We start from the raw sequence: 20,942 nt of genomic DNA on the forward strand, positions 1-20,942 counted from the left end.
GCTTCATCCTGTAACTAGTCATTGTCCAGATTTGATCGGAGGTCCCATGAGTACGACCACCGCGCTGCGCGCCGGCGACCTGGACCGGAACGCGACAGCCGAACTCCTGGGTCGCGCAATGGCGCAGGGCTACCTCGACGTCGCCGAATACGACACACGGCTGCAGGCCGTCTACGACGCCACCACCACCCCGGACCTGAGCCGGTTGACCGCCGACCTGCCGCTGGCCCGGCTGCGCCGCCACGATCCGCGGCGCCGTGCCGCGGCACGCACCGCCGCCCGGCTGCACGTGGTCGGCTACCTCGCGATGGTGGTCACCGTGCTGACGGTGTGGCTGGCGGTCGGCCTGTCGTCGGGTTCCTGGTATTTCTGGCCCATCTGGCCGATCGCGGGTGCCGGTCTGGGGCTGTTCGCCCATCTCGGCGGCTGTCCGCCGGCGAGGAGGATGGCACTTCGACGGTGACCGGGACCGCGCCGACGCGCCGCCGACACCGAAAGCGCTCCCCGTAGACTGGGCGACGACTTCGGAGTCCGTCGGCTGACACGTCAGTGCTCCTCGCCACGACGGGCTCCGCCCCCGGGTGTCTCCACGGGCGCCCTTGCCGACCCGCGACGAGACGGAGCCATGCTCGCCATCCTTGCTGCCCATGCAGTGGCCACGATGCTGGCCCCGCTGCTGGTGTACCGCTGGGGATGGCGAGCCTTCTATCCGCTGTCGCTGGTGCCGCTCGCATCGCTGGTGTGGGTGTTCGCGAACTGGCCGGGCCGGGGCGAAGCCCACGTGGTGACCGTGTCGTGGGTCCCGGCGCTGTCGATGGACATCGTCCTGCGGTTCGATCCGCTCAGCGCGATCATGAGCGTGCTGGTGCTGGGCATCGGGGCACTGGTGTTGTTCTACTGCGCCAACTACTTCCGGCATCACGACGGCCGGATCGAACGCCGCCTGCCCAGCTTCGCCGCGGAGATGGTCGCGTTCTCCGGCGCCATGTTCGGTCTGGTGACCAGCGACAACATGCTGGTGCTCTACGTATTCTGGGAGACCACGACCGTCCTGTCGTTCCTGCTCGTCGGGCACTACGCCGAGCGGGCCACCAGCCGTCGCGCCGCCACCCAGGCCCTGCTGGTCACCACGTTCGGCGGCCTGGCCATGCTGGTCGGGATCGTCGTGCTGGGCAACATGACCGGCAGCTACCTGTTGTCGGAGTTGATCGCCGAGCCGCCCACCGGGCTGGCTGCCTCGGTGGCCGTGGTGCTGATCCTGGTCGGCGCCCTGTCGAAATCGGCGATCGTGCCTATGCACTTCTGGCTGCCGGGCGCGATGGCGGCACCCACCCCGGTCAGTGCGTATCTGCACGCCGCGGCCATGGTCAAGGCCGGCGTGTACCTGATCGCGCGGATGACACCCGGGTTCGCCGATGCCCCGGAGTGGCGCCCGACCGTGGTCGGTCTCGGCCTGCTCACCATGCTGGTGGCCGGGTGGCGCGCGATCCGCGAATACGACCTCAAACTGATCTTGGCGTTCGGCACCGTCAGCCAGCTCGGGTTCATCACGGTGATGGTGGGTACGGGCGGCAGCGAGATGATGCTGGCCGGACTGGCTCTGCTGTGCGCGCACGCGATGTTCAAGGCCTCGCTGTTCATGGTCGTGGGCATCATCGACCACGCCACCGGCACGCGCGACATCCGCCGACTGGCGTGGCTCGGCGACCGCAACAGACCGTTGCTGATCATCGCGTGCGGCGCCGCGGCGAGCATGGCCGCGCTGCCGCCGTTCTTCGGGTTCGTCGCCAAAGAGGCCGATTTCGAGACCGTGCTGTACAGCCCGTACCTCGGTGACTGGGCGCCAGTCGTGCTCGCCTGCATCGTCGCCGGCTCGATCCTGACCACGGTCTACTCCCTGCGCTTCATCTTCGGCGCGTTCGGGCGCAAAGGACTACCGCACGCCAGCACCCGCGTCGCCGAGATGCACCGTCCAGAGCTGACGTTCCTGATCCCGCCGGCGGTCCTGTCGGCCGCCGGTCTGGTCTTCGGGTTGTGGCCCAACCCGCTGGACCGGGTGCTCGGCGATTACGCCGCCAGCGTTCCCGACCCGCCCGGTTACGCCGCCGGATACCACCTCGCACTGTGGCACGGCCTGGGGCTGCCGTTGCTGCTGTCTGCGGTGGTGATCGGCGCCGGCGTCGCGATGTACGCGATGCGCGGCCGCCTCCGGCGCAAGCGGTTGAACTTCCTGCCGCTGGCCAACGCCGACCGCATCTACGACGCGGTGCTGCGCGCCGCCGACGTCGCGGCCGTGCGCCTGACGGCGGTCACGCAGCGCGGCTCGCTGCCCACCACCCAGGCGGTCATCCTGACCACTCTCGTGGTGCTGCCCGTCGCGGTGTTGAGCCTGGGTACCCGCGACCGCCCCGAGTTCGAGTTGTGGGATTCGCCGCCGGTGGTCGTGGTGGGCATCTTCATGGTCGCCGCCGCGATCGGCGCGACGCTGATGCGCAACCGCCTGGCCGCGGTGCTGATGGTCGGGGTGACCGGGTACGGCTGCGGCGTGATCTTCGCCTTCCACGGCGCTCCCGATCTCGCGTTGACGCAGTTCCTCGTGGAGACGCTGACGTTGGTGGCGTTCGTGCTGGTCCTGCGCACCCTGCCGGCCGAGACCGGGCGCGCGGACATCACCCGGCTGCGGGTGCCGCGCGCAATGCTCGCGGTCGCGGTCGGCGCGACGGTCAGCGGGGTCGCGGCGTTCGCCCTGGCCGCCCGCAGCGGTCGCCCGTTGGCCGAACTGCTGCCGGACGCCGCATACCTGCGCGGTCACGGCGCCAACACCGTCAACGTGCTGCTCGTCGACATCCGCGCCTGGGACACCATGGGCGAGATCTCGGTGCTGCTGGTCGCGGCGACCGGCGTCGCGTCGATGGTCTTCCGCAACCGGCGCTTCGGCGTGGCGCCCCGGGTCGCCGACGCCGGCCAGCCCGACATCGGTCAGCTGGCCGTCAGCACTCGTCACAGCCCCGCCGCCGGTGACATCACGTGGCTGCGCGGCAGCGAGCTGCGCGACCCGCGGCACCGTTCGCTGGTGCTCGAGGTTGCCACCCGGCTGATCTTCCCGGTGATGATGGTGCTCTCGGCGTACTTCTTCTTCGCCGGGCACAACACGCCCGGCGGCGGCTTCGCCGGCGGTCTGATGGCGGGCCTGGCGCTGGTGCTGCGTTACCTGGCCGGCGGGCGCTACGAGCTGGGCGAGACGCTGCCGCTGGACGCCGGGAAGATCCTGGGCGCAGGTCTGACGCTGGCCGCCGGGACGGCGGCGGCGTCGCTGCTCGTCGGCGCGCCGGCGCTGTCGTCGGCGCTGATCGAATTCGAGGTCCCGGTCCTGGGCACGGTCAAGTTCGTCACGGCGCTGTTCTTCGATCTCGGCGTGTATCTGATCGTGGTGGGGCTGGTCCTCGACGTGCTGCGCAGCCTGGGCGCCCGCATCGACGTCGAGCTCTCCGAGCAGCAGGCGGCGGTGAGTCGACGATGACGGCCTACGTGGTGTCCCTGATCGTGATCGGTGTGCTCACCAGCGCCGGGGTCTACCTGTTGCTGGAACGCAACCTGACCCGAATGCTGCTGGGGCTGCTGCTGATCAGCAACGCGATCAACCTGCTTCTCCTGACGGCCGGCGGCCCGGCCGGCAATCCCCCGGTGCGCGACCGCACCAGCGGTGACAACGCGGCCACCGCCGACCCGCTGGTGCAGGCGATGATCCTGACCGCGATCGTCATCACCATGGGCGTGGCGGCGTTCGTGCTGGCGTTGACCTATCGCTCCTACCGGATCAACACGATCGAGGAAGTCAGCAACGACCCCGAGGACACCAGGGTCTCGCAGCTGTCGGGCAAGGAGTCCGCCGAGGAGATCGAGGAGCAACTCGAACCCGACCACCTCACCGACACCGACCTGCCCGACGAGCTCGACGCACTCCCAGGATTCGAGGGATCACGATGACCGGCCCCGAGGTCGCGCAGGTGCTCACCCCGCTCCCGGTGTTGATCCCCATGCTGGGCGCGGCGATCACGCTGTTCGCCGGTCGCCGGCCGCGCCTGCAGCGCGCGGTGACCGTGCTGGCCCTGACGATCGTGCTCGCCGTCTCGGCCGCGTTGGTGTACCTGGCCGACCACCACGGCACGCTTGCGCTGCAGGTCGGCGGGTGGGGCCCGACCGACGACGGGCTGGGACCGCTCGGGATCACCCTGGTGGTCGACCGACTGTCGTCGATGATGCTGATCGTCTCGGCGATCGTGCTGCTGGCGGTGGTCTTCTACGCGATCGGGCAGGGTATCCGCGACGGCGACGAGCGGCAGCCGGTGTCGATCTTCCTGCCCACCTACCTGGTGCTCTCGGCGGGCGTGTTCATGGCGTTCCTGGCCGGCGACCTGTTCAACCTGTTCGTCGGTTTCGAGGTGCTGCTCACCGCGAGCTTCGTGCTGCTGACCATCGGCGGCAGCAAGGAACGCGTGCGCGCCGGGATCTCCTACGTCATGGTCTCGATGGTCTCGTCACTGGTCTTCCTCTTCGGGATCGGCCTGGTCTACGCCGCGACCGGCACCCTGAACATGGCGGAGCTCTCGCTGCGGCTGGGCGGGGTCACCGAGGGCACACGCACCGCGCTGTTCGCGGTGCTGCTGGTGGCCTTCGGCATCAAGGCCGCGGTGTTCCCGCTCTCAGCGTGGTTACCGGACTCCTATCCCACCGCGCCGGCCCCGGTCACCGCGGTGTTCGCCGGGCTGCTCACCAAGGTGGGTGTGTACGCGATCATCCGCGCGCACTCGCTGCTGTTCCCCGGCGGGAGCCTGGACCGGGTGCTGCTGGTGGCCGGGCTGCTGACCATGGTGATCGGCATCTTCGGTGCCATCGCCCAGAGCGACATCAAACGTCTGCTGTCGTTCACCCTGGTCAGTCACATCGGCTACATGGTGTTCGGCATCGCGCTGTCCAGCCAGCTCGGGATGTCGGGCGCCATCTACTACGTCGCCCACCACATCCTCGTGCAGACCACCCTGTTCCTCGTGGTCGGCCTCATCGAGCGACAGGCCGGCGCCTCGACGCTGGAACGGCTCGGCGGCCTGGCCGCAGCCAGCCCGGTGCTGGCGTTCGTGTTCGTCGTCCCCGCACTCAATCTCGGTGGCATCCCCCCGTTCTCCGGCTTCATCGGCAAGGTCGCGCTGCTCGAGGCCGGCGCCGAGATCGGGTCGGTCCTGGCCTGGCTGCTGGTCGCCGGCAGCGTGATCACCAGCCTGCTGACGCTGTACGTGGTGGCCCGGGTGTGGACGAAGGCGTTCTGGCGGGCCCGCAAGGACGCGCCGGAAGGGCATCTGTCGGCGGCAGCACCGGCGGTGCTGCTCGACGACACCGAGGAATCGGTGGACGTGGAGTACGTCGAGCGCGACGATGTCGGCCGGATGCCGGTGGGCATGCTGGCCCCGACCGGCGCGCTGATCGTCGTCGGGTTGATGCTGACCGTGCTGGCCGGACCGATCTTCGCCTACAGCGACCGTGCCGCGGTGGAGGTTCTCGACCGCGGGCAGTACATCACCGCGGTACTCGGGGAGCCGGCGCCATGAGAACCATCGCCCTGCGCATCTGGATCGTCTGCTGGCTGATCCTGGTGTGGGTGCTGCTGTGGGGCAGCATCTCTGCGGCCAACATCCTGTCGGGACTGGCCATCGCACTGGTGATCACGCTGCTACTGCCGCTGCCGCCGGTGCCGGTCGAGGGCAAGCTGCACCCGCTCTCACTGGTGCGCCTGATCCTCACGATGGCCTACTACCTGCTCAGTTCGTCGGCGCAGGTGGCCTACCTGGCGCTCAAGCCGGGACCACCACCGCTGACCGCGGTGCTGCGCGTGCATGTGCCGGTGCGCTCGGATCTGGTGCTGGCCTTGGCGGTCAACATGATCAACCTCACCCCGGGCACCATCGCCCTGGAGATCGACCAGGCGCGGCGCCTGGTCTACGTGCACGTCCTCGACGTCGGCACCGACCGCGCGGTCAAGCGGTTCTACCGCCAGATGGCCACCCAGCAGAAGCTGTTGGTGAACGCCTTCGAGCGGCCACAGGACTGGCGGCCCTCGGCGGAGAAGGTCGACGACGTCTCGACGAACGGGCAGGAGGTGGACACCCCGTGAGCGCCGTCTGGATCGCCGCAGGAGCCATGCTGTCGGTGGCAGCGATCGCCACCATCATCCGAATGTTGTTGGGGCCCACCACGTTGGACCGCCTCGTCGCGCTGGACACGTTGATCGCGGTGTCGATGTGCTCGATCGGCGCGTGGGCCGCGTTCAGCCTCGACACCACGGTCACCTACAGCCTGACCGCGCTGGCGTTGATCACGTTCGTCGGTTCGGTCAGCGTGGCCCGCTTCCGCGTGCCCGACGTGGCCGACCCGGCAGACAAGGGACCGGAGCGATGAACGTCGACGACATCATCGCCAGCGTGCTGATCCTGCTGGGTTCGGCACTGGCACTCAGCGCAGCGATCGGAGTGGTGCGCTTCCCCGACACGTTGTCGCGGATGCACGCGGCCACCAAACCCCAGACCCTCGGTCTGCTGCTGGTGCTGGCCGGCGCGGTGATCCGACTGCGCGGCAACGCCGATGTCGGGATGCTGCTGCTGACCGGGATGTTCACCATCATCACCGCACCGGTGATCGCCAACCGCGTCGGCCAACTCGCCTACCGGGAGCAGAACATCCGCGACGACCTGATGACCAGGGACGAATTGCATGAATTCACTGCCGATCGGGAATCCGACGGCAATGAGTCACCGCCACGCTGAGCCCTGGGGGCCCGACGAGAGTGTCGGCCGCGCCGTGCTCGGCGTCGCGCTGGCCCGAGCGCTCGAGGACTCCTCCTCGTGCCCGCTGTTCACCGACCCCTACGCCCGGCTGTTCGTGGAGGCGGCCGACGGGCACACCCCTCACCTCTCATCCGACCAGCAGGCGTCGGCGACCACCTACGCCGCCACCCGGACCAAGTGGTTCGACGAGTACTTCGTCGCCGCCGGCGCCGCCGGCCTGTCGCAGGTGGTGATCCTCGCCGCGGGCCTGGACACCCGCGCGTGGCGGATGCCGTGGCTTTCGGACACCGTGATCTACGAGGTGGACCGCCCGAAGCTGTTGGAATTCAAGGCCGCAACGTTGCAGGAGGCCGGTGCCCGACCGGCAGCCGCCTACGTGCCCGTGCCCGCCGACCTGCACGAGGACTGGTCCCGCGCCCTGACCCAGGCCGGTTTCGACCCGTCGGAACCGACCGCATGGGCGGTCGAAGGTCTGATGCCGTGTCTGCCCGCGACCGCCCAGCAGCGGGTGCTCGAACGCATCGCGCTCTACAGCGCGCGCAGCAGCCGCATCGCGCTGGAGGCCGGCACCGAGAGCACCGACGTCACGACGTGGCTGTGTGCGCACCGCTGGGATGTGACGGCGATCGACGCGGCCGAACTGTTCGCCAGGTACCACCGCCACCCCGACGATGACGCCGACGGACAGATCGGGCGCAACATCTTCATCGAAGCCCGTCTGCTCTGACGCTCACTCCGAGAGTCCGAACTCCACCATCGCCGCGACGGTGTCCACCGCGTCGGACAACGCCGCCACCCGCTCGGCCACCGTCGGCGCGGCCAGCACCGCGTAGCGGTCCGCCTGCCCCAGGGGGAGCCGACCGCTCAACGCGTACAACCACGTTGCGGCGTCGCCGGATTCGTCGGCGCCGGCCACCACGCCGCGGGCGTCGACCTCCACGCCGCGTTGGGCGGCGATCCGGGCGAACACCGCGACCATGCGGTCCTCGATGTCGCGGATCTTCTCGACGTCCACCGGCAGACCGGGCTCGTCGGGCCACACCTCGACCACAGCGCGCGGATACGGGTCGTCGGGCAACCACTCGATGACCCGGATCCGTTCGCCCATGGTGCATTTGAGTCGGTAGCGGCCGGCACCCTGGTCGAGGTGATCGGTGATGTGGGCCAGCGCACCGACGTCGCTGCGGGTGTCCCCGCCGCCGACCTCACGGCCCGCGGCGATCAGCACCGTGCCGAAGACCGGGTCGTCGGCGGCCAGGCAGGCCGCGACCAGCGCGGTGTACCGGGGTTCGAAGATCCGCAGCGGCAATTCTTCGCCGGGCAGCATCGCCACCTGCAGCGGGAACATCGGGACGGTCGGCACGCGCTCAGATCACCAACTCGCCGACCAGAGCGTCGACCACGGCGCGCAGATCCCCGTCGTGTTCCTCGGCGACGCGGCGCTGACGCTGATAGGACCCACCGGTGCGGTAGATGTCGGACACCCGGGCCAGCTCGTCGGAGCAATGCAGCGATTTGGCCACCGGCGCAAGACGTTCCAGAAGGTCGTCGAGATCTTCGGTGACCAACCGCTCGTTGCTGGCGGCGTCGAGGATCACGATCGCGTCGAGGCCGTAGCGCGCTGCGCGCCACTTGTTCTCCTGGACGTGCCAGGGCGGCATCACCGGCAACGTCTCCCCGGCGTCGAGACGCCGGTCCAGATCGACGATCAGGCAGTGCGTCAGCGCGACCAACGCGGAGAGCTCCGCCAGGTTGGACACGCCGTCGAAGATGCGGACCTCGATGGTGCCGAGATGCGGGGACGGCCGGATGTCCCAACGGATCTCGTTCATGTGATCGATGATCCCGGTCTTCTTCTGATCGGCGACGAAGCCCTCGAACTCGCGCCACTCCTGGAAGTGGAACGGCAGGCCGGCGGTCGGCAACTGCTGGAACATCATCGACCGGTTGCTCGCATATCCGGTGTCCTCGCCGTCCCAGTACGGGGAGGACGCCGAGAGCGCCAGCAGGTGCGGGTAGTGGTGCAGCAGCGAGGTGATGATCGGCATGACCCGGTCCGCCGACCGGATCCCGACGTGGACGTGCACGCCCCAGATCAGCATCTGCCGGCCCCACCACTGGGTGCGTTTGATCAGTTCGGCATAGCGCGGCGCGTCGGTCAGCTTCTGCACCGACCAGTGCGCGAACGGATGGGTCCCCGCGCAGAACAGCTCCATCCCGCGGTCGCGCACGATCTTTCGGACCGGACGCAGGGTGTCGGCCAGGTCGTCCATCGCCTGCCCGGCGTTCTCACAGATGCCGGTCACGATCTCGACGGTGTTGCGCAGCAATTCCTTGTGCACCCGCGGGTTCTCGCCGAGTTCGGCGATCACCGAGGCGGCTTCGTTGCTCAGGTCCCTGCTGTCGGCGTCGACGAGGGCGAACTCCCACTCGACCCCGACCGTCGGGCGGGCCGACCCGGAGAAATCGATGCGGGCGTCAGCCGCGGCCGATGACACCGCACGCCACCCGCGCACCGGCGTCACCGGTGTCCAGGGTGGTCTGGTCCGGTGGCGGGTCGCCGTTGATCTGCTGGTAGCGCTCCGGCGGGATGTTGGCGTAGTTGTCCGGCTTCTCGTGGATCATGATGGCCGCGCCGCCGTCGGCGAGCAGGTCCTCCGCGGTGAACGCGTCGGTGGTGGTGACCAGCTTGCCTTCGCCGTCGCTGCGGATCTGCAGCGCGGACAGGTCACCCGCGGCGGGGTGTCCCTCGTTGTCGCGGGAGGTGTGGAGGTGTCCGCCGGCGGAGTTGAAGTTGCCCGGTGCGCCGCCGGTGGGCGACACCGAATCGGTCTCGCACTTGCCGACCGAGTGGATGTGCAGGCCGTGGAATCCCGGGGTCAACCGGCCCTGGCCGGTGGTCTCGACGGTCACCGTGGCGAAGCCGTCGGTGAAAGCGATGTCCGCGGTGGCCACCGTGACGCCGTCGGCGTTGCGGATGTCCGCGCTCAGCGTGTCGCCGGCGGCGGCGGCGGCGCCGTGCCCCGCTCCGTGGCCGCCCGCCTCGGTCGTGGGGGCCGGCGAGCCGGTCCACACCGGGGGTTGGGTGCCGGGTGAATCCGACGGCACTTCCCCGGGGGGAGAGCAGGCGCTCAACACGAGTGCGGGCGCTGCGAACAGGGTGGCGGCAACGGTCCTACGCATGGGGGTCCTACGCATGAGCAAGAGCCTAACCAATCACCGCGACGATCACGCCCGGTGGTTGGTCTACGAGCTCGGGTACCCGCGGAGCCACCGGCGCTTCGAGCAACCGGCCGATGTCCTCGGCAGCCTGCTGCTCCTCCGGCGCCTCCCCGAAGTACACCGTGGTCACCGTGGTCTCGGGCAGGACGAAGTTCCCGGTCTCGGTGACCGTCCAGCCTTCGTCGCGCAGTCGGGTGGCGGTCGCCTCGGCGGCGCCGGCGACCTCGGAGATGTTGAGCACCCGCACATCGGGCCGGGCGGGTTCGGCCGTGGTCGTCGGTGACGTCGTGGCGCTGGTAGTCGCCGTCGCGGCGATCGAGGACTCGTCGTCGGAGTCGCCGCCGAGTGCCTGGATCGCGACGAGCAGGAAAACCACGCCGAGGAACAACAGGACCATCACCATGGCACGCAGGGGCAGCCCTGAGGAATCTCGCTGGTTCATCGGCGCTACTGTATCGACCCGCCGCGGAGGTACAGAAAAAGTCCGGTCGCGATCAGGTCACATCGAAGCCGAGGCGACGCGCGGCCCGCGCCTTCTGGCGACTGGCCCGCAGCCTGCGCAGCCGCTTCACCAGCATCGGATCGGCGGCCAGCGCCTCGGGACGGTCCACCAGCGCGTTGAGTACCTGGTAGTAGCGGGTGGCCGACATCGAGAACAGTTCTTTGATCGCGTCTTCCTTGGAACCCGCGTATTTCCACCATTGCCGTTCGAACGCCAGGATGTCGTGCTCCCGACGGGTCAGGCCGTCGGCGGGTTCGGTGTCGTCCCCGGACTGCTCAGCCCGCGCGATGGCGCCGTCCATATCGCTTCTTGGACCCTTCCGACAAGTGAATGACATTGGTGTGGTTTATCGCGGTCATTCAATCACGGCCGGGTCACGGCCGCGGGACGGATCGCCGCGCGTCGGCACGGAAAATGTCGCCGGAGCCGCCCGATTAAGCTGGCCCACCATGGCCGTACGTCCGATCCGCATCGTGGGCGACCCTGTCCTGCACACCGCCACCGAACCGGTGCCGGTTGCCGAGGACGGGTCGCTGCCCGCCGACCTCGCCGATCTCATCACCGATCTCTACGACACGATGGACGCTGCCCACGGTGTCGGCCTGGCCGCCAACCAGATCGGGGTGGCCAAGCGGGTCTTCGTCTACGACTGCGCCGATGCCCGCGGCAAGACGCTGCGCCGCCGCGGCGTCGTGGTCAATCCGGTGCTGGAGACCTCCGAGATCCCCGAGACCATGCCCGACCCCGAGGACGACGACGAAGGTTGCCTGTCGGTACCCGGCGAGTCGTTCCCCACCGGACGCGCCTCGTGGGCACGGGTGACCGGGTTGGACGCGGACGGCAACCCGATCACGGTCGAGGGCACCGACCTGTTCGCCCGGATGCTGCAGCACGAGACCGGACACCTCGACGGCTTCCTCTATCTGGACCGGCTGATCGGCCGCAACGCGCGCAGCGCCAAGCGCGCGGTGAAGTCGAACGGCTGGGGTGTGCCGGGCCTGTCCTGGATGCCCGGTGAGGATCCCGACCCGTTCGGGCACTGACCGATGCCCGGCATGCCTGACGTCGGCACCCGCGTCAGCCTGCGCTACCGGCTGCCCGCCGGCGAGGTTCCCCCGCTGACCGACGTCGTGGGCCGGCTCCTGCAGACCGCGCCGACGGTGCTGGTGCAGACCAAGAACGACGGCGTCGTGGCCGTCGCCCCGGCCGACGTGGTGGCCGTGCGGGAGCTGCCGGAGATCCCCGTGCGTACCGGTGAGATCCGCAATCTCGAACACGCGGCCGCGCTGGGCTGGCCCGGCACCGAGCACCGGTGGCTCGACGGCTGGTTCGTGCGTCGCGGCGGCACCACCCGGCGGGCCAACTCCGCTGTGCCGCTGCGCTTCACCAGTCACCGGGAGATCGTCGACGTGGCCCGCTGGTACGCCGACCGCGGTGTCCCGGCGTTGATCTCCGCACCCGACCGGTTGTTCCGGGTGCCCGCCGGGGTGCCCACCGACGCCGAGAACCTGGTCATGGCAACGGATCTCGAACGCACCACCCACGACACCGAGCTCGAGGTGCTGCCCCGGCCCTCCGACCGGTGGTTGCACCTCTACCAGCGCGACGTCCCGGTCGACGTGCTGACCGCCGTCGTCGACGGCGAGGTCGGGTTCGGCTGTCTGTCCGGTGCCGCGGTGGGTCGCGTCGCGATCACCGAGGCGCCCGACGGCACCCGGTGGGCCGGTGTCTCGGCGGTACGGGTGGCCGAATCGGCTCGCCGCCGGGGTCTGGCGCGCCGTCTGTGCGCCGGTCTGCTGGACTGGGCCGCCCAGCGCGGGGCGACCCGGGGTTACGTGCAGGTGGTGGTCGAGAACACTGCGGCGCGCAGCCTGTACGAGTCCATGGGCTTCGTCGTGCACCATCGGTCCCGCTACGTCGCCGCCGACGCCCTACTGTGAGAGCCATGCGTCTGGCCACCTGGAACGTCAACTCGATCCGCGCCCGGGTGGACCGGGTCACCGACTGGCTGTCCCGCGCCGACGTCGACGTGCTGGCGATGCAGGAGACGAAGTGCTCCGACGACCAGTTCCCGACCATGCCGTTCGCCGCGCTCGGTTACGAGGTGGTGCACTGCGGGTTCAACCAGTGGAACGGCGTGGCCATCGCGTCGCGGGTCGGCATCGACGACGTCGAGGTCGGGTTCGCCGGCCAACCGACCTGGAGCGACAAACCCGAGATCGAGGGCGCCGCGGAGGCTCGCGCGCTGGGCGCCACGTGTGCCGGGGTGCGGGTGTGGAGCCTGTATGTGCCCAACGGCCGCACGGTGGACTCCCCGCACTACCGGTACAAATTGGAATGGCTTGCCGCACTACGGGACACGGCCGCCGGATGGTTGAAAGACGATCCGTCGTCGCCCATCGCCCTGGTGGGCGACTGGAACATCGCCCCCACCGACGAGGACGTGTGGAGTGTGGAGTTCTACCAGCACAGCACCCACGTCACCGAACCCGAACGCAGCGCATTCGAGGCGATCGTCGCGACCGGCTACACCGACGTCGTCCGCCCCTACACCCCCGGACCGGATGTCTTCACCTACTGGGACTACACGCAGCTGCGGTTCCCGAAGAACCGGGGCATGCGCATCGACTTCATCCTGGGCTCGCCCGCGCTGGCCGAACGCGTCGAGCACGCCGAGATCGTCCGCGACGAGCGCAAGACCGGCAAGAACCGGGTAGGCTCGCCGAGCGACCACGCCCCGGTCCTGGTGACGCTGCGGTAGCGACCGAAATCTCCGGTCCGCGAGCCGAATTCCGCGCTCGCCGAGCGTGCATCGTCGGCGGAAAATCGGCCCGAATCCCGCCCTGAGCGCACGTTCGGCGAAGACAACCGCCGCTTCCCCTTCCCCTCTCCCACTCCCCTGCGCTAGCGTGTCACCCGTCCACCACGCGGGAGCGCGTCGTAACGCGCTGAGAGGACGGGTAGACCCGTCGACCGTACGAACCTGACCGGGTAATGCCGGCGTAGGGAGAGGCCGAAATGTCTGGCGTCCACAGCACACCCACTGTCACCACCGGCCCGATCGCGGGCAGCAGCAAGATCTACCGCGGCGAGGCGCGGGTACCGTTCCGCCGCGTACACCTGAGCACCGGCGAACACCTCGATCTGTACGACACCTCCGGCCCGTACACCGACGACGACGCCGTCATCGACCTCGAGGCCGGTCTGCCGCGCCGGACCGTCGTCACCGACCGCGGCACCCAGCTGCAGCGCGCCCGCGCCGGCGAGATCACCGCGGAGATGGCGTTCATCGCCGAACGTGAAGGCGTGGCAGCCGAACTCGTGCGTGACGAGGTCGCCCGCGGGCGGGCGGTCATCCCCGCCAACCACCGCCACCCCGAGGCCGAACCGATGATCATCGGCAAGGCGTTCGCGGTGAAGATCAATGCCAACATCGGCAATTCGGCGGTGTCGTCGTCGATCGCCGAGGAGGTCGACAAGATGGTGTGGGCCACCCGCTGGGGCGCGGACACCATCATGGACCTGTCCACCGGCCGCGACATCCACACCACCCGCGAATGGATCCTGCGCAACTCCCCGGTACCGGTCGGCACCGTACCGATCTACCAGGCACTGGAGAAGTGCGACGGCGACCCGGTGGCGTTGACGTGGGAACTGTACCGCGACACCGTGATCGAGCAGTGCGAACAGGGCGTCGACTACATGACCGTGCACGCCGGGGTGCTGCTGCGCCACATCCCGCTGACCGTCGACCGGGTCACCGGGATCGTGTCGCGCGGCGGGTCCATCATGGCGGCCTGGTGTCTGGCACATCACCGGGAGTCGTTCCTCTACACCCACTTCGAGGAACTCTGCGAGATCCTCGCCCGCTACGACGTCACGTTCTCCCTCGGCGACGGACTGCGGCCGGGATCGATCGCCGACGCCAACGACGAGGCGCAGTTCGCCGAACTCCGCACCCTCGGCGAACTGACCAAGATCGCGAGATCCCATGGCGTGCAGGTGATGATCGAGGGTCCCGGCCACGTCCCGATGCACAAGATCGTCGAGAACGTCCGGCTCGAGGAGCAGTGGTGCGACGAGGCGCCGTTCTACACGCTGGGCCCGCTGGCCACCGACATCGCCCCGGCCTACGACCACATCACCTCGGCCATCGGTGCCGCGATGATCGCCCAGGCCGGCACCGCGATGCTGTGTTACGTCACACCGAAGGAACACCTGGGCCTGCCCAACCGCAAGGACGTCAAGGACGGTGTGATCGCATACAAGATCGCCGCCCACGCAGCCGATCTCGCGAAGGGGCACCCGCGGGCCCAGCAGCGCGACGACGCACTGTCGCGAGCCCGCTTCGAGTTCCGGTGGGAAGACCAGTTCCACCTGTCGCTGGACCCCGACACCGCCCGCGCTTACCACGACGAGACGCTGCCCGCGGCCCCGGCCAAGACCGCACACTTCTGCTCGATGTGCGGCCCGAAGTTCTGCTCGATGCGGATCAGCCACGAGGTGCGCGACACCTACCAGCAGCAGATCTACGAGCAGGGCATGGCCGACAAGGCGCGAGAGTTCGCCGAAGCCGGCAACCGGGTGTACCTGCCGGTGGTGACACCGTGAACCGCCTGCCGCTGACGCCACCGGGTCAGACCCCGCTGCGGGTGATGACCATCGCCGGATCGGACTCCGGCGGCGGCGCCGGCATCCAGGCCGATCTGCGGACCTTCGCGATGCTGGGGTTGCACGGGCTGGTCGCCGTGACCGCCGTGACGGTGCAGAACTCCTTGGGCGTCAGGGGTTTTCACGAGATTCCGCGCGATGTCATCGCGGGACAGATCGAGGCGGTGGCCTCCGACATCGGACTGCAGGCCGCCAAGACCGGCATGCTGGCCTCGGCCGAGATCATCGACACCGTCGCCGGGGCGTGGGAGCAGGCAGGCCTGGCAGATCACGTCCCGCTGGTGGTGGATCCGGTGTGCGCCTCGATGCACGGGGATCCGCTGCTGCATCCCAGCGCGCTGGACTCGTTGAAGTCGCGGTTGTTCCCGCTGGCCACCCTGGTGACGCCGAATCTCGACGAGGTGCGTCTGCTCACCGGGATCGAGGTGATCGACGCGGACACCCAGCGTGCGGCCGCCCGTGCGCTGCACGACATGGGTCCGCGGTGGGCGTTGGTGAAGGGCGGGCACCTGCGGTCGTCGGCGCACAGTCCGGATTTGTTGTTCGACGGCACCGATTTCCACGAGTTCGACGCGGTGCGCATCGACACGCCTCACGACCACGGCGCCGGGGACACGCTGGCGGCGGCCACCGCGGGCGCACTGGCGCACGGCTACCCGGTGCCCGAGGCAGTCGCCTTCGGAAAGCGGTGGGTCACCGAGTGCCTGAAGGCGGCCTACCCGTTGGGCCAGGGCCACGGCCCGGTGTCGGCGCTGTTCCGGCTCGGCGAATGACCAGCGACCTGGACACGATCGCCGGCGTCGCCCACGAACCGGCCGGCACCCCGACCGGTGTGGTCGCGCTGACCCACGGCGCCGGCGGCAGCCGAGAGTCGGCGATGTTGACCGCGCTGTGCGACGAGTGGGCGCGACGCGGGTGGCTCGCGGTGCGCTACAACCTGCCCTACCGGCGGCGCCGCCCGAAAGGACCACCGTCCGGGTCGGCGGCGGCCGATCAGGCCGGGATCGTCGAGGCGGTTGCGGTCGTGCGCGCGATGGCCGCCGGGCCGGTCGTCGCGGGCGGGCACTCCTACGGTGGGCGGCTGACGTCGATGGCGGTCGCCGACGGCCTCGACGTCGACGTGTTGACGCTGTTCTCCTATCCGCTGCACCCGCCGGGCAAGCCGGAACGCGCCCGCACCGAGCATCTGCCCCGGATCGGCGTGCCGACGGTGTTCACCCACGGCACCTCCGACCCGTTCGGCACGCTCGACGAACTGCGTCCGGCCGCCGGGCTGATCGCCGCGCCCACCCGGATCGTCGAGGTCACCGGCGCCCGACACGACCTCGCGTCGACGAAACTCGACGTACCGGCGCTGGCCGTCGAGGCCGCACTGGGCCTGCTGGACTGAGGTTCCCCGGACCTCGGGTACCGTTTCTCCATGCCTTCGGAGCATTTCGACGCGCTCATCGTGGGGGCGGGGTTCGCCGGTATCGGCGCCGCGATCCAGCTCAAACGCATGGGATACCAGAACTTCGTGATCCTCGACCGCGAGGACGACCTCGGCGGCACCTGGCACGTCAACCACTACCCCGGTCTGGCCGTCGACGTGCCGACCACCACGTACTCCTACTACTTCGAGCCCAACCCGAACTGGTCGCGGCTGTTCTCCACCGGCACGGAGATCAAGCAGTACGCCGACTCGGTGGCCGACAAGTACGACGTCCGTCGCCACATCCGGTTCAACACCACCGTCGACGGCGCCCGCTGGGACCCCGAGGCCGGGGTGTGGCGGGTCAACGTCTCCGACGGCCCGGAGCTGACCGCGCAGTTCCTGATCACCGCGACCGGGTTCCTGTCTCAACCCAAGCTGCCCGACATTCCCGGCATCGAGGACTTCGCGGGCAAGGTGGTGCACACCACCGAGTGGGACGACACCTATCGGCCGGACGGCGAACGCATCGCGGTGATCGGCACCGGCGCCACCGCCGTGCAGCTGATCCCCGAACTGGCCAAGACCGCCGCCGACCTGACGGTGTACCAGCGCACCCCCATCTGGGTGGCACCCAAGTTGGACTTCCGGATCTCGGATCGCACCAAGCGGCTGTTCGCGCGGCTGCCCTGGACGCAGCGCGTCCTGCGCGCGATCACCGACACCATCTACGAGGCGATGATCAATATCGGCGTCGTGCACTACAAGGTGCCGCTGTTTCGCCGGTTGAACATCTCGGCGATGGACCTGTGCAAGATCAACCAGTTCATCCAGGTCCGGGACAAGGACCTGCGGCGGCGTCTGACCCCCGACTACGACATCGGATGTAAACGACCGACGTTCTCCAACAGTTACTTCCGCACGTTCACCAAGCCGCACGTGCACCTGCAGAGCGACGGCATCGACCACATCACCGCCGACGGCATCGTCAATGCCGACGGCACCAAGACCGTGATCGACACCCTGGTGCTGGCCACCGGGTTCGACCTGTGGGAAGCCAACTTCCCGGCCATCGAGGTCATCGGCCGCGACGGCCGCAACCTCGGAAAGTGGTGGCGGGAGAACCGGTTCCAGGCCTATCAGGGCGTGTCGATGCCCTATTTCCCCAACTATCTGAGCCTGGCCAGCCCGTATGCGTTCCTGGGGTTGAACTTCTTCAACTCCATGGAGTACCAGATGCGTTTGATGGACCGGCTTTTCGGTGAGCTGCAGCGCCGCGGCGCCACCACGTTCGAGGTCACCGAGGAAGCCAACAGCGCCTACCTGGACCGGATGACCGAACTGCTCGGCGACTCGCTGTGGACGCTGGGCAACTGCGCGACGTCGCGGTCGTACTATTTCAATCCGCACGGCGAACCGAGCCTGCTGCGACCGATGTCGACGCAGGACGCGATCTCCGAAGCTTCGACGTTCCCGCTCAGCGATTACCACCTCACCTAGGAGAACTGTGCCACAACAGCATTCGCGCCCTGCCACCATCGCCGGTCTGGTACTGGCCGCCGCCGGGCTGTCGCACTTCATCGCCCCGCAGCTCTACCAGAAGCTGACCGAGCCGGCGTTCCCGACCGACACCCGCAAGCACATCTACATCGACGGCGCGATCGAGACCGCCGTCGGTCTGGGTATCGCTGCACCGCAGACCCGTAAGTTCGCGCTGGCCGGCCTGGTCGCCTACCTGCTGTATCTCGGCGCCAACGTGGCGCGCAACCGCTGAGCAGCGACCCGCAACCGGCGCTGCCGCGCCGGCTGGGCACCTTCGACGCCGCCACCTTCGGTGTCGGATCGATGGTCGGTGCCGGCATCTTCGTGGTGCTCGCACCCGCCGCGGCGGCGGCCGGGCCCGCGTTGCTGATCGCGCTGGCCTTAGCCGCATCGGTGGCGGTGTGCAACGGGCTGTCCTCGGCCCGGTTGGCGGTGCGCTATCCGCGCTCGGGTGGCACCTACGTCTACGGCACCGAACGACTCGGCCCGTTCTGGGGGCACACCGCGGGCTGGAGCTTCATCGTCGGCAAGACGGCGTCGTGCGCGGCGATGGCGTTGACCGTCGGGCACTACGTGTGGCCCGAGCAGGCCCGGGCGGTGGCGGTCGTGGCGGTGCTGGTGTTGACCGCGCTGGGCTGCGCCGGGGTGCATCGCTCAGCGGCCGTGACGCGGTGGATGGTGGCGTTCGTGCTGGCCGTGCTGGCGGGTGTGGTGATCACGGTCCTCGGCTTCGGCGACGCCGAGGTGTCGCACCTGGTGCCCCATGACGTCTCCACCTACGGGGTGCTGCAGGCCGCCGGGCTGATGTTCTTCGCGTTCGCCGGATACGCGCGCATCGCAACCCTCGGCGAGGAGGTGCGCGACCCGGCGCGGACCATCCCGTCGGCGGTGGTGTGGGCACTGGGGGTCGCGCTCGTCGTCTACGCGGTGGTCGCCGTGGCGGTACTCGCCGCGCTGGGCAGCCGGCGTCTGGCCGAGTCGGACGCGCCGTTGGTCGCGGCGGTGTCGGCCACCTCCGTGCCCGAGTTCGGCGTCGTGGTCACCCTCGGGGCGGCCGTCGGTGCGCTGGGGGCGCTGCTGGCGCTGCTGCTCGGGGTGTCCCGGACGACGTTGGCGATGGCCCGGGACCGCCATCTTCCGTCCGCGCTGGCCCAGGTCGACGCGCGGCACGGCAGCCCCCAGCGTGCACAGCTGGTCATCGGCGGCGTGGTCGCCGTGATCACCGCGCTCGCCGATGTGCGGGCGGTGATCGGGTTCTCCTCGTTCGGGGTGCTGTTGTACTACGCGGTCACCAACGCCTCGGCCTGGACGCTGGGAACCCGTCGTATCGTGCCGGCGATCGGGTTCGCAGGATGCGTGGTTCTCGCGTTCACGCTGCCGTGGTCGGCGGTGATCGCCGGAGTCGCGGTGGTGGCCGTGGGGATGATCGTCTACCTGAGTGGCGGCGCCCGCGCCGATGGTGTGTAGTCGCTTCGTGCTCACCTGGAAACCCGTCGAGTCCCGCACCGACACCGACTTCGTCGTCGCGCCCGACGAGCGGCTGAGCTGGCCGCGCACCATCGGTCTGGGCGCCCAGCACGTCGTCGCGATGTTCGGGGCCACCTTCCTGGTCCCGGTCCTGACCGGCTTCCCGCCCGCGACGACGCTGCTGTTCTCCGGGGTGGGAACCGTGCTGTTCCTGCTGATCACCGGCAACCGGCTGCCCAGCTATCTCGGGTCCAGCTTCTCGGTCATCGCGCCCGTGGTGGCGGCGGTGGCCTCCGACGGCACCGGCAGCGCGTTGGGCGGCATCGTCGCGGTCGGCCTGGTGCTGATCCTGATCGGCGCGATCGTGCACCTGGTGGGCACCCGTTGGCTGGACCTGGCGTTGCCGCCGGTGGTCACGGGCGCGGTCGTCGCGCTGATCGGCTTCAACCTCGCACCGGTGGCCAAGACCAACTTCGAGGAGGGGCCGCTGCTCGGGATGGTGACGCTGGTGCTGCTGGTCGGCGCGCTGGCGTTCTTCCGCGGGATGATCGGCCGGCTGGCCATCTTCGTGGCCGTCGCCGCCGCGTACCTGCTGGCGCTCGCGCTCGGCGAGGTCGACACCAGCGGGATCTCGGAGGCGGCGTGGTTCGGGTTGCCGGAGTTCCAGGCGCCGACGTTCACCCTCGGCGTGCTGCCCATGTTCCTGCCCGCGGTGATCGCGTTGATCGCGGAGAACATCGGCCACGTCAAATCGGTCGGGCAGATGACCCGCACCGACATGGATCCGTTGATGGGTCGCGCGCTGGCGGCCGACGGGGTGGCCACCACCTTGGCCGGTTTCGGCGGCGGTTCGGCGACCACCACCTACGCGGAGAACATCGGCGTGATGGCCGCGACCCGCGTCTACTCGACGGCCGCGTACTGGGTGGCGGCGGCCGTGGCCATCGCTTTGTCGTTGTGCCCCAAGGTGGGTGCGGTCATCGTCGCCATCCCGGCCGGGGTTCTCGGCGGCGCCACCGTCGTGCTCTACGGCCTGGTCGGGATCCTCGGGGTGCGTATCTGGCTGACCAACCGGATCGACTTCGGCAAGCCGATCAACCAGATGACCGCGGCCGTGCCGCTGATCATCGGGATCGCCGACTTCACGTGGCGGGCAGGCAGCCTCACGTTCACCGGGATCGCGTTGGGCTCCATCGCCGCGCTGGTGATCTACCACGGCATGCGGTTGCTCGGGTACCGCCCGTCGGACCGTCCCGCACGCCGCGCGGCGCAGACCGCCGAGAATCCCTGA

General features: G+C 69.2%; 23 protein-coding genes and 1 riboswitch. Of the genes, 18 read left to right on the forward strand and 5 right to left on the reverse strand.

Annotated features, from left to right (window positions below):
* Positions 1-46: 46 nt before the first annotated feature.
* The 8 genes from ACAG25_RS09880 to ACAG25_RS09915 all read left to right on the forward strand — a co-directional run bounded on the left by ACAG25_RS09880 (position 47) and on the right by ACAG25_RS09915 (position 7,563).
* Entirely contained in the window at positions 47-463 is a 417-nt protein-coding gene (locus ACAG25_RS09880) for a DUF1707 domain-containing protein (RefSeq protein WP_370488190.1), read from the forward strand.
* A gap of 162 nt (positions 464-625) precedes the next feature.
* Positions 626-3,520, forward strand: coding sequence for a Na+/H+ antiporter subunit A (locus tag ACAG25_RS09885; RefSeq protein WP_370488191.1), 2,895 nt, complete (start codon positions 626-628; stop codon positions 3,518-3,520).
* Complete coding sequence (locus ACAG25_RS09890) at positions 3,517-3,987, forward strand: Na(+)/H(+) antiporter subunit C (protein ID WP_370488192.1); 471 nt, start codon at positions 3,517-3,519, stop codon at positions 3,985-3,987. The genes ACAG25_RS09885 and ACAG25_RS09890 overlap by 4 nt, the downstream gene beginning before the upstream one ends.
* The gene (locus ACAG25_RS09895; protein WP_370488193.1) at positions 3,984-5,603 is read left to right on the forward strand and encodes a Na+/H+ antiporter subunit D; all 1,620 of its coding nucleotides are present in this window, start codon (positions 3,984-3,986) and stop codon (positions 5,601-5,603) included. Before ACAG25_RS09890 ends, ACAG25_RS09895 begins: the two co-directional genes overlap by 4 nt.
* Positions 5,600-6,166: a Na+/H+ antiporter subunit E gene (locus ACAG25_RS09900; protein ID WP_370488194.1), complete on the forward strand. Its 567-nt coding sequence runs from the start codon at positions 5,600-5,602 to the stop codon at positions 6,164-6,166. Before ACAG25_RS09895 ends, ACAG25_RS09900 begins: the two co-directional genes overlap by 4 nt.
* On the forward strand, positions 6,163-6,450 hold the full coding sequence (locus ACAG25_RS09905) for a monovalent cation/H+ antiporter complex subunit F (protein WP_370488195.1): 288 nt from the start codon (positions 6,163-6,165) through the stop codon (positions 6,448-6,450). The genes ACAG25_RS09900 and ACAG25_RS09905 overlap by 4 nt, the downstream gene beginning before the upstream one ends.
* Positions 6,447-6,815 carry a monovalent cation/H(+) antiporter subunit G gene (gene mnhG / locus ACAG25_RS09910; RefSeq protein ID WP_370488196.1) on the forward strand — a complete coding sequence of 123 codons (369 nt, stop codon included), beginning with the start codon at positions 6,447-6,449 and terminating at the stop codon, positions 6,813-6,815. Before ACAG25_RS09905 ends, mnhG begins: the two co-directional genes overlap by 4 nt.
* A complete protein-coding gene (locus ACAG25_RS09915) occupies positions 6,796-7,563 on the forward strand; it encodes an SAM-dependent methyltransferase (protein ID WP_370488197.1) in 768 nt (255 codons plus the stop codon). Before mnhG ends, ACAG25_RS09915 begins: the two co-directional genes overlap by 20 nt.
* Positions 7,564-7,566: 3 nt before the next feature.
* Here the strand turns inward: ACAG25_RS09915 and ACAG25_RS09920 are convergent, their stop codons facing one another.
* Genes ACAG25_RS09920 through ACAG25_RS09940 form a run of 5 tightly spaced genes read right to left on the reverse strand, consistent with a single transcriptional unit; the run spans position 7,567 to position 10,861 of the window.
* A complete protein-coding gene (locus ACAG25_RS09920) occupies positions 7,567-8,199 on the reverse strand; it encodes an LON peptidase substrate-binding domain-containing protein (protein ID WP_370488198.1) in 633 nt (210 codons plus the stop codon).
* Between the two features lie 4 nt (positions 8,200-8,203).
* Positions 8,204-9,334, reverse strand: coding sequence for a glutamate--cysteine ligase (locus ACAG25_RS09925; RefSeq protein ID WP_370488400.1), 1,131 nt, complete (start codon positions 9,332-9,334; stop codon positions 8,204-8,206).
* Positions 9,315-10,019, reverse strand: a complete 705-nt coding sequence (locus ACAG25_RS09930) for a superoxide dismutase family protein (protein ID WP_370488199.1) — start codon at positions 10,017-10,019, stop codon at positions 9,315-9,317. Before ACAG25_RS09930 ends, ACAG25_RS09925 begins: the two co-directional genes overlap by 20 nt.
* 25 nt (positions 10,020-10,044) lie before the next feature.
* The gene (locus ACAG25_RS09935) at positions 10,045-10,500 is read right to left on the reverse strand and encodes a LytR C-terminal domain-containing protein (protein ID WP_370488200.1); all 456 of its coding nucleotides are present in this window, start codon (positions 10,498-10,500) and stop codon (positions 10,045-10,047) included.
* A 52-nt stretch (positions 10,501-10,552) separates the two neighbouring features.
* Positions 10,553-10,861 (reverse strand): DUF3263 domain-containing protein, encoded by a 309-nt coding sequence (locus tag ACAG25_RS09940; RefSeq protein WP_260761685.1) that lies wholly within the window; start codon positions 10,859-10,861, stop codon positions 10,553-10,555.
* 148 nt (positions 10,862-11,009) lie between these two features.
* Between ACAG25_RS09940 and ACAG25_RS09945 the strand changes: the two genes are divergently transcribed.
* From ACAG25_RS09945 to ACAG25_RS09990, 10 genes are all read left to right on the forward strand, one after another.
* On the forward strand, positions 11,010-11,603 hold the full coding sequence (locus ACAG25_RS09945; protein WP_370488201.1) for a peptide deformylase: 594 nt from the start codon (positions 11,010-11,012) through the stop codon (positions 11,601-11,603).
* Positions 11,604-11,606: 3 nt separating this feature from the next.
* Entirely contained in the window at positions 11,607-12,500 is an 894-nt protein-coding gene (locus ACAG25_RS09950; RefSeq protein ID WP_370488202.1) for a GNAT family N-acetyltransferase, read from the forward strand.
* Positions 12,501-12,505: 5 nt separating this feature from the next.
* Complete coding sequence (locus ACAG25_RS09955) at positions 12,506-13,321, forward strand: exodeoxyribonuclease III (protein ID WP_370488203.1); 816 nt, start codon at positions 12,506-12,508, stop codon at positions 13,319-13,321.
* A 156-nt stretch (positions 13,322-13,477) separates the two neighbouring features.
* A riboswitch (TPP riboswitch) is annotated at positions 13,478-13,586 on the forward strand.
* Positions 13,579-15,171 (forward strand): phosphomethylpyrimidine synthase ThiC, encoded by a 1,593-nt coding sequence (thiC, locus tag ACAG25_RS09960; RefSeq protein ID WP_370488204.1) that lies wholly within the window; start codon positions 13,579-13,581, stop codon positions 15,169-15,171. Its footprint overlaps the riboswitch before it by 8 nt.
* A gap of 44 nt (positions 15,172-15,215) precedes the next feature.
* Positions 15,216-16,004 carry a bifunctional hydroxymethylpyrimidine kinase/phosphomethylpyrimidine kinase gene (thiD, locus tag ACAG25_RS09965; RefSeq protein ID WP_370488401.1) on the forward strand — a complete coding sequence of 263 codons (789 nt, stop codon included), beginning with the start codon at positions 15,216-15,218 and terminating at the stop codon, positions 16,002-16,004.
* Positions 16,001-16,621 (forward strand): alpha/beta family hydrolase, encoded by a 621-nt coding sequence (locus ACAG25_RS09970; RefSeq protein ID WP_370488205.1) that lies wholly within the window; start codon positions 16,001-16,003, stop codon positions 16,619-16,621. Before thiD ends, ACAG25_RS09970 begins: the two co-directional genes overlap by 4 nt.
* 30 nt (positions 16,622-16,651) lie before the next feature.
* The gene (locus ACAG25_RS09975; protein WP_370488206.1) at positions 16,652-18,142 is read left to right on the forward strand and encodes a flavin-containing monooxygenase; all 1,491 of its coding nucleotides are present in this window, start codon (positions 16,652-16,654) and stop codon (positions 18,140-18,142) included.
* A gap of 7 nt (positions 18,143-18,149) precedes the next feature.
* Entirely contained in the window at positions 18,150-18,416 is a 267-nt protein-coding gene (locus tag ACAG25_RS09980; RefSeq protein WP_370488207.1) for a hypothetical protein, read from the forward strand.
* A complete protein-coding gene (locus tag ACAG25_RS09985) occupies positions 18,413-19,651 on the forward strand; it encodes an APC family permease (RefSeq protein WP_370488402.1) in 1,239 nt (412 codons plus the stop codon). The genes ACAG25_RS09980 and ACAG25_RS09985 overlap by 4 nt, the downstream gene beginning before the upstream one ends.
* The gene (locus ACAG25_RS09990; protein WP_370488403.1) at positions 19,641-20,942 is read left to right on the forward strand and encodes a uracil-xanthine permease family protein; all 1,302 of its coding nucleotides are present in this window, start codon (positions 19,641-19,643) and stop codon (positions 20,940-20,942) included. Before ACAG25_RS09985 ends, ACAG25_RS09990 begins: the two co-directional genes overlap by 11 nt.

The organism is Mycobacterium sp. pV006 (assembly GCF_041287115.1).
Lineage (GTDB): Bacteria > Actinomycetota > Actinomycetes > Mycobacteriales > Mycobacteriaceae > Mycobacterium.

Excerpts from the sequence above, each read along its gene's own strand:
- ACAG25_RS09880 (WP_370488190.1), top strand. The coding sequence starts at position 47 with ATGAGTACGACCACCGCGCTGCGCGCCGGCGACCTGGACCGGAACGCG.
- ACAG25_RS09885 (WP_370488191.1), top strand. The coding sequence starts at position 626 with ATGCTCGCCATCCTTGCTGCCCATGCAGTGGCCACGATGCTGGCCCCG.
- ACAG25_RS09890 (WP_370488192.1), top strand. The coding sequence starts at position 3,517 with ATGACGGCCTACGTGGTGTCCCTGATCGTGATCGGTGTGCTCACCAGC.
- ACAG25_RS09895 (WP_370488193.1), top strand. The coding sequence starts at position 3,984 with ATGACCGGCCCCGAGGTCGCGCAGGTGCTCACCCCGCTCCCGGTGTTG.
- ACAG25_RS09900 (WP_370488194.1), top strand. The coding sequence starts at position 5,600 with ATGAGAACCATCGCCCTGCGCATCTGGATCGTCTGCTGGCTGATCCTG.
- mnhG (WP_370488196.1), top strand. The coding sequence starts at position 6,447 with ATGAACGTCGACGACATCATCGCCAGCGTGCTGATCCTGCTGGGTTCG.
- ACAG25_RS09915 (WP_370488197.1), top strand. The coding sequence starts at position 6,796 with ATGAGTCACCGCCACGCTGAGCCCTGGGGGCCCGACGAGAGTGTCGGC.
- ACAG25_RS09930 (WP_370488199.1), bottom strand. The coding sequence starts at position 10,019 with ATGCGTAGGACCGTTGCCGCCACCCTGTTCGCAGCGCCCGCACTCGTG.
- ACAG25_RS09935 (WP_370488200.1), bottom strand. The coding sequence starts at position 10,500 with ATGAACCAGCGAGATTCCTCAGGGCTGCCCCTGCGTGCCATGGTGATG.
- ACAG25_RS09940 (WP_260761685.1), bottom strand. The coding sequence starts at position 10,861 with ATGGACGGCGCCATCGCGCGGGCTGAGCAGTCCGGGGACGACACCGAA.
- ACAG25_RS09945 (WP_370488201.1), top strand. The coding sequence starts at position 11,010 with ATGGCCGTACGTCCGATCCGCATCGTGGGCGACCCTGTCCTGCACACC.
- ACAG25_RS09950 (WP_370488202.1), top strand. The coding sequence starts at position 11,607 with ATGCCCGGCATGCCTGACGTCGGCACCCGCGTCAGCCTGCGCTACCGG.
- ACAG25_RS09955 (WP_370488203.1), top strand. The coding sequence starts at position 12,506 with ATGCGTCTGGCCACCTGGAACGTCAACTCGATCCGCGCCCGGGTGGAC.
- thiC (WP_370488204.1), top strand. The coding sequence starts at position 13,579 with ATGTCTGGCGTCCACAGCACACCCACTGTCACCACCGGCCCGATCGCG.
- thiD (WP_370488401.1), top strand. The coding sequence starts at position 15,216 with ATGACCATCGCCGGATCGGACTCCGGCGGCGGCGCCGGCATCCAGGCC.
- ACAG25_RS09970 (WP_370488205.1), top strand. The coding sequence starts at position 16,001 with ATGACCAGCGACCTGGACACGATCGCCGGCGTCGCCCACGAACCGGCC.
- ACAG25_RS09975 (WP_370488206.1), top strand. The coding sequence starts at position 16,652 with ATGCCTTCGGAGCATTTCGACGCGCTCATCGTGGGGGCGGGGTTCGCC.
- ACAG25_RS09990 (WP_370488403.1), top strand. The coding sequence starts at position 19,641 with ATGGTGTGTAGTCGCTTCGTGCTCACCTGGAAACCCGTCGAGTCCCGC.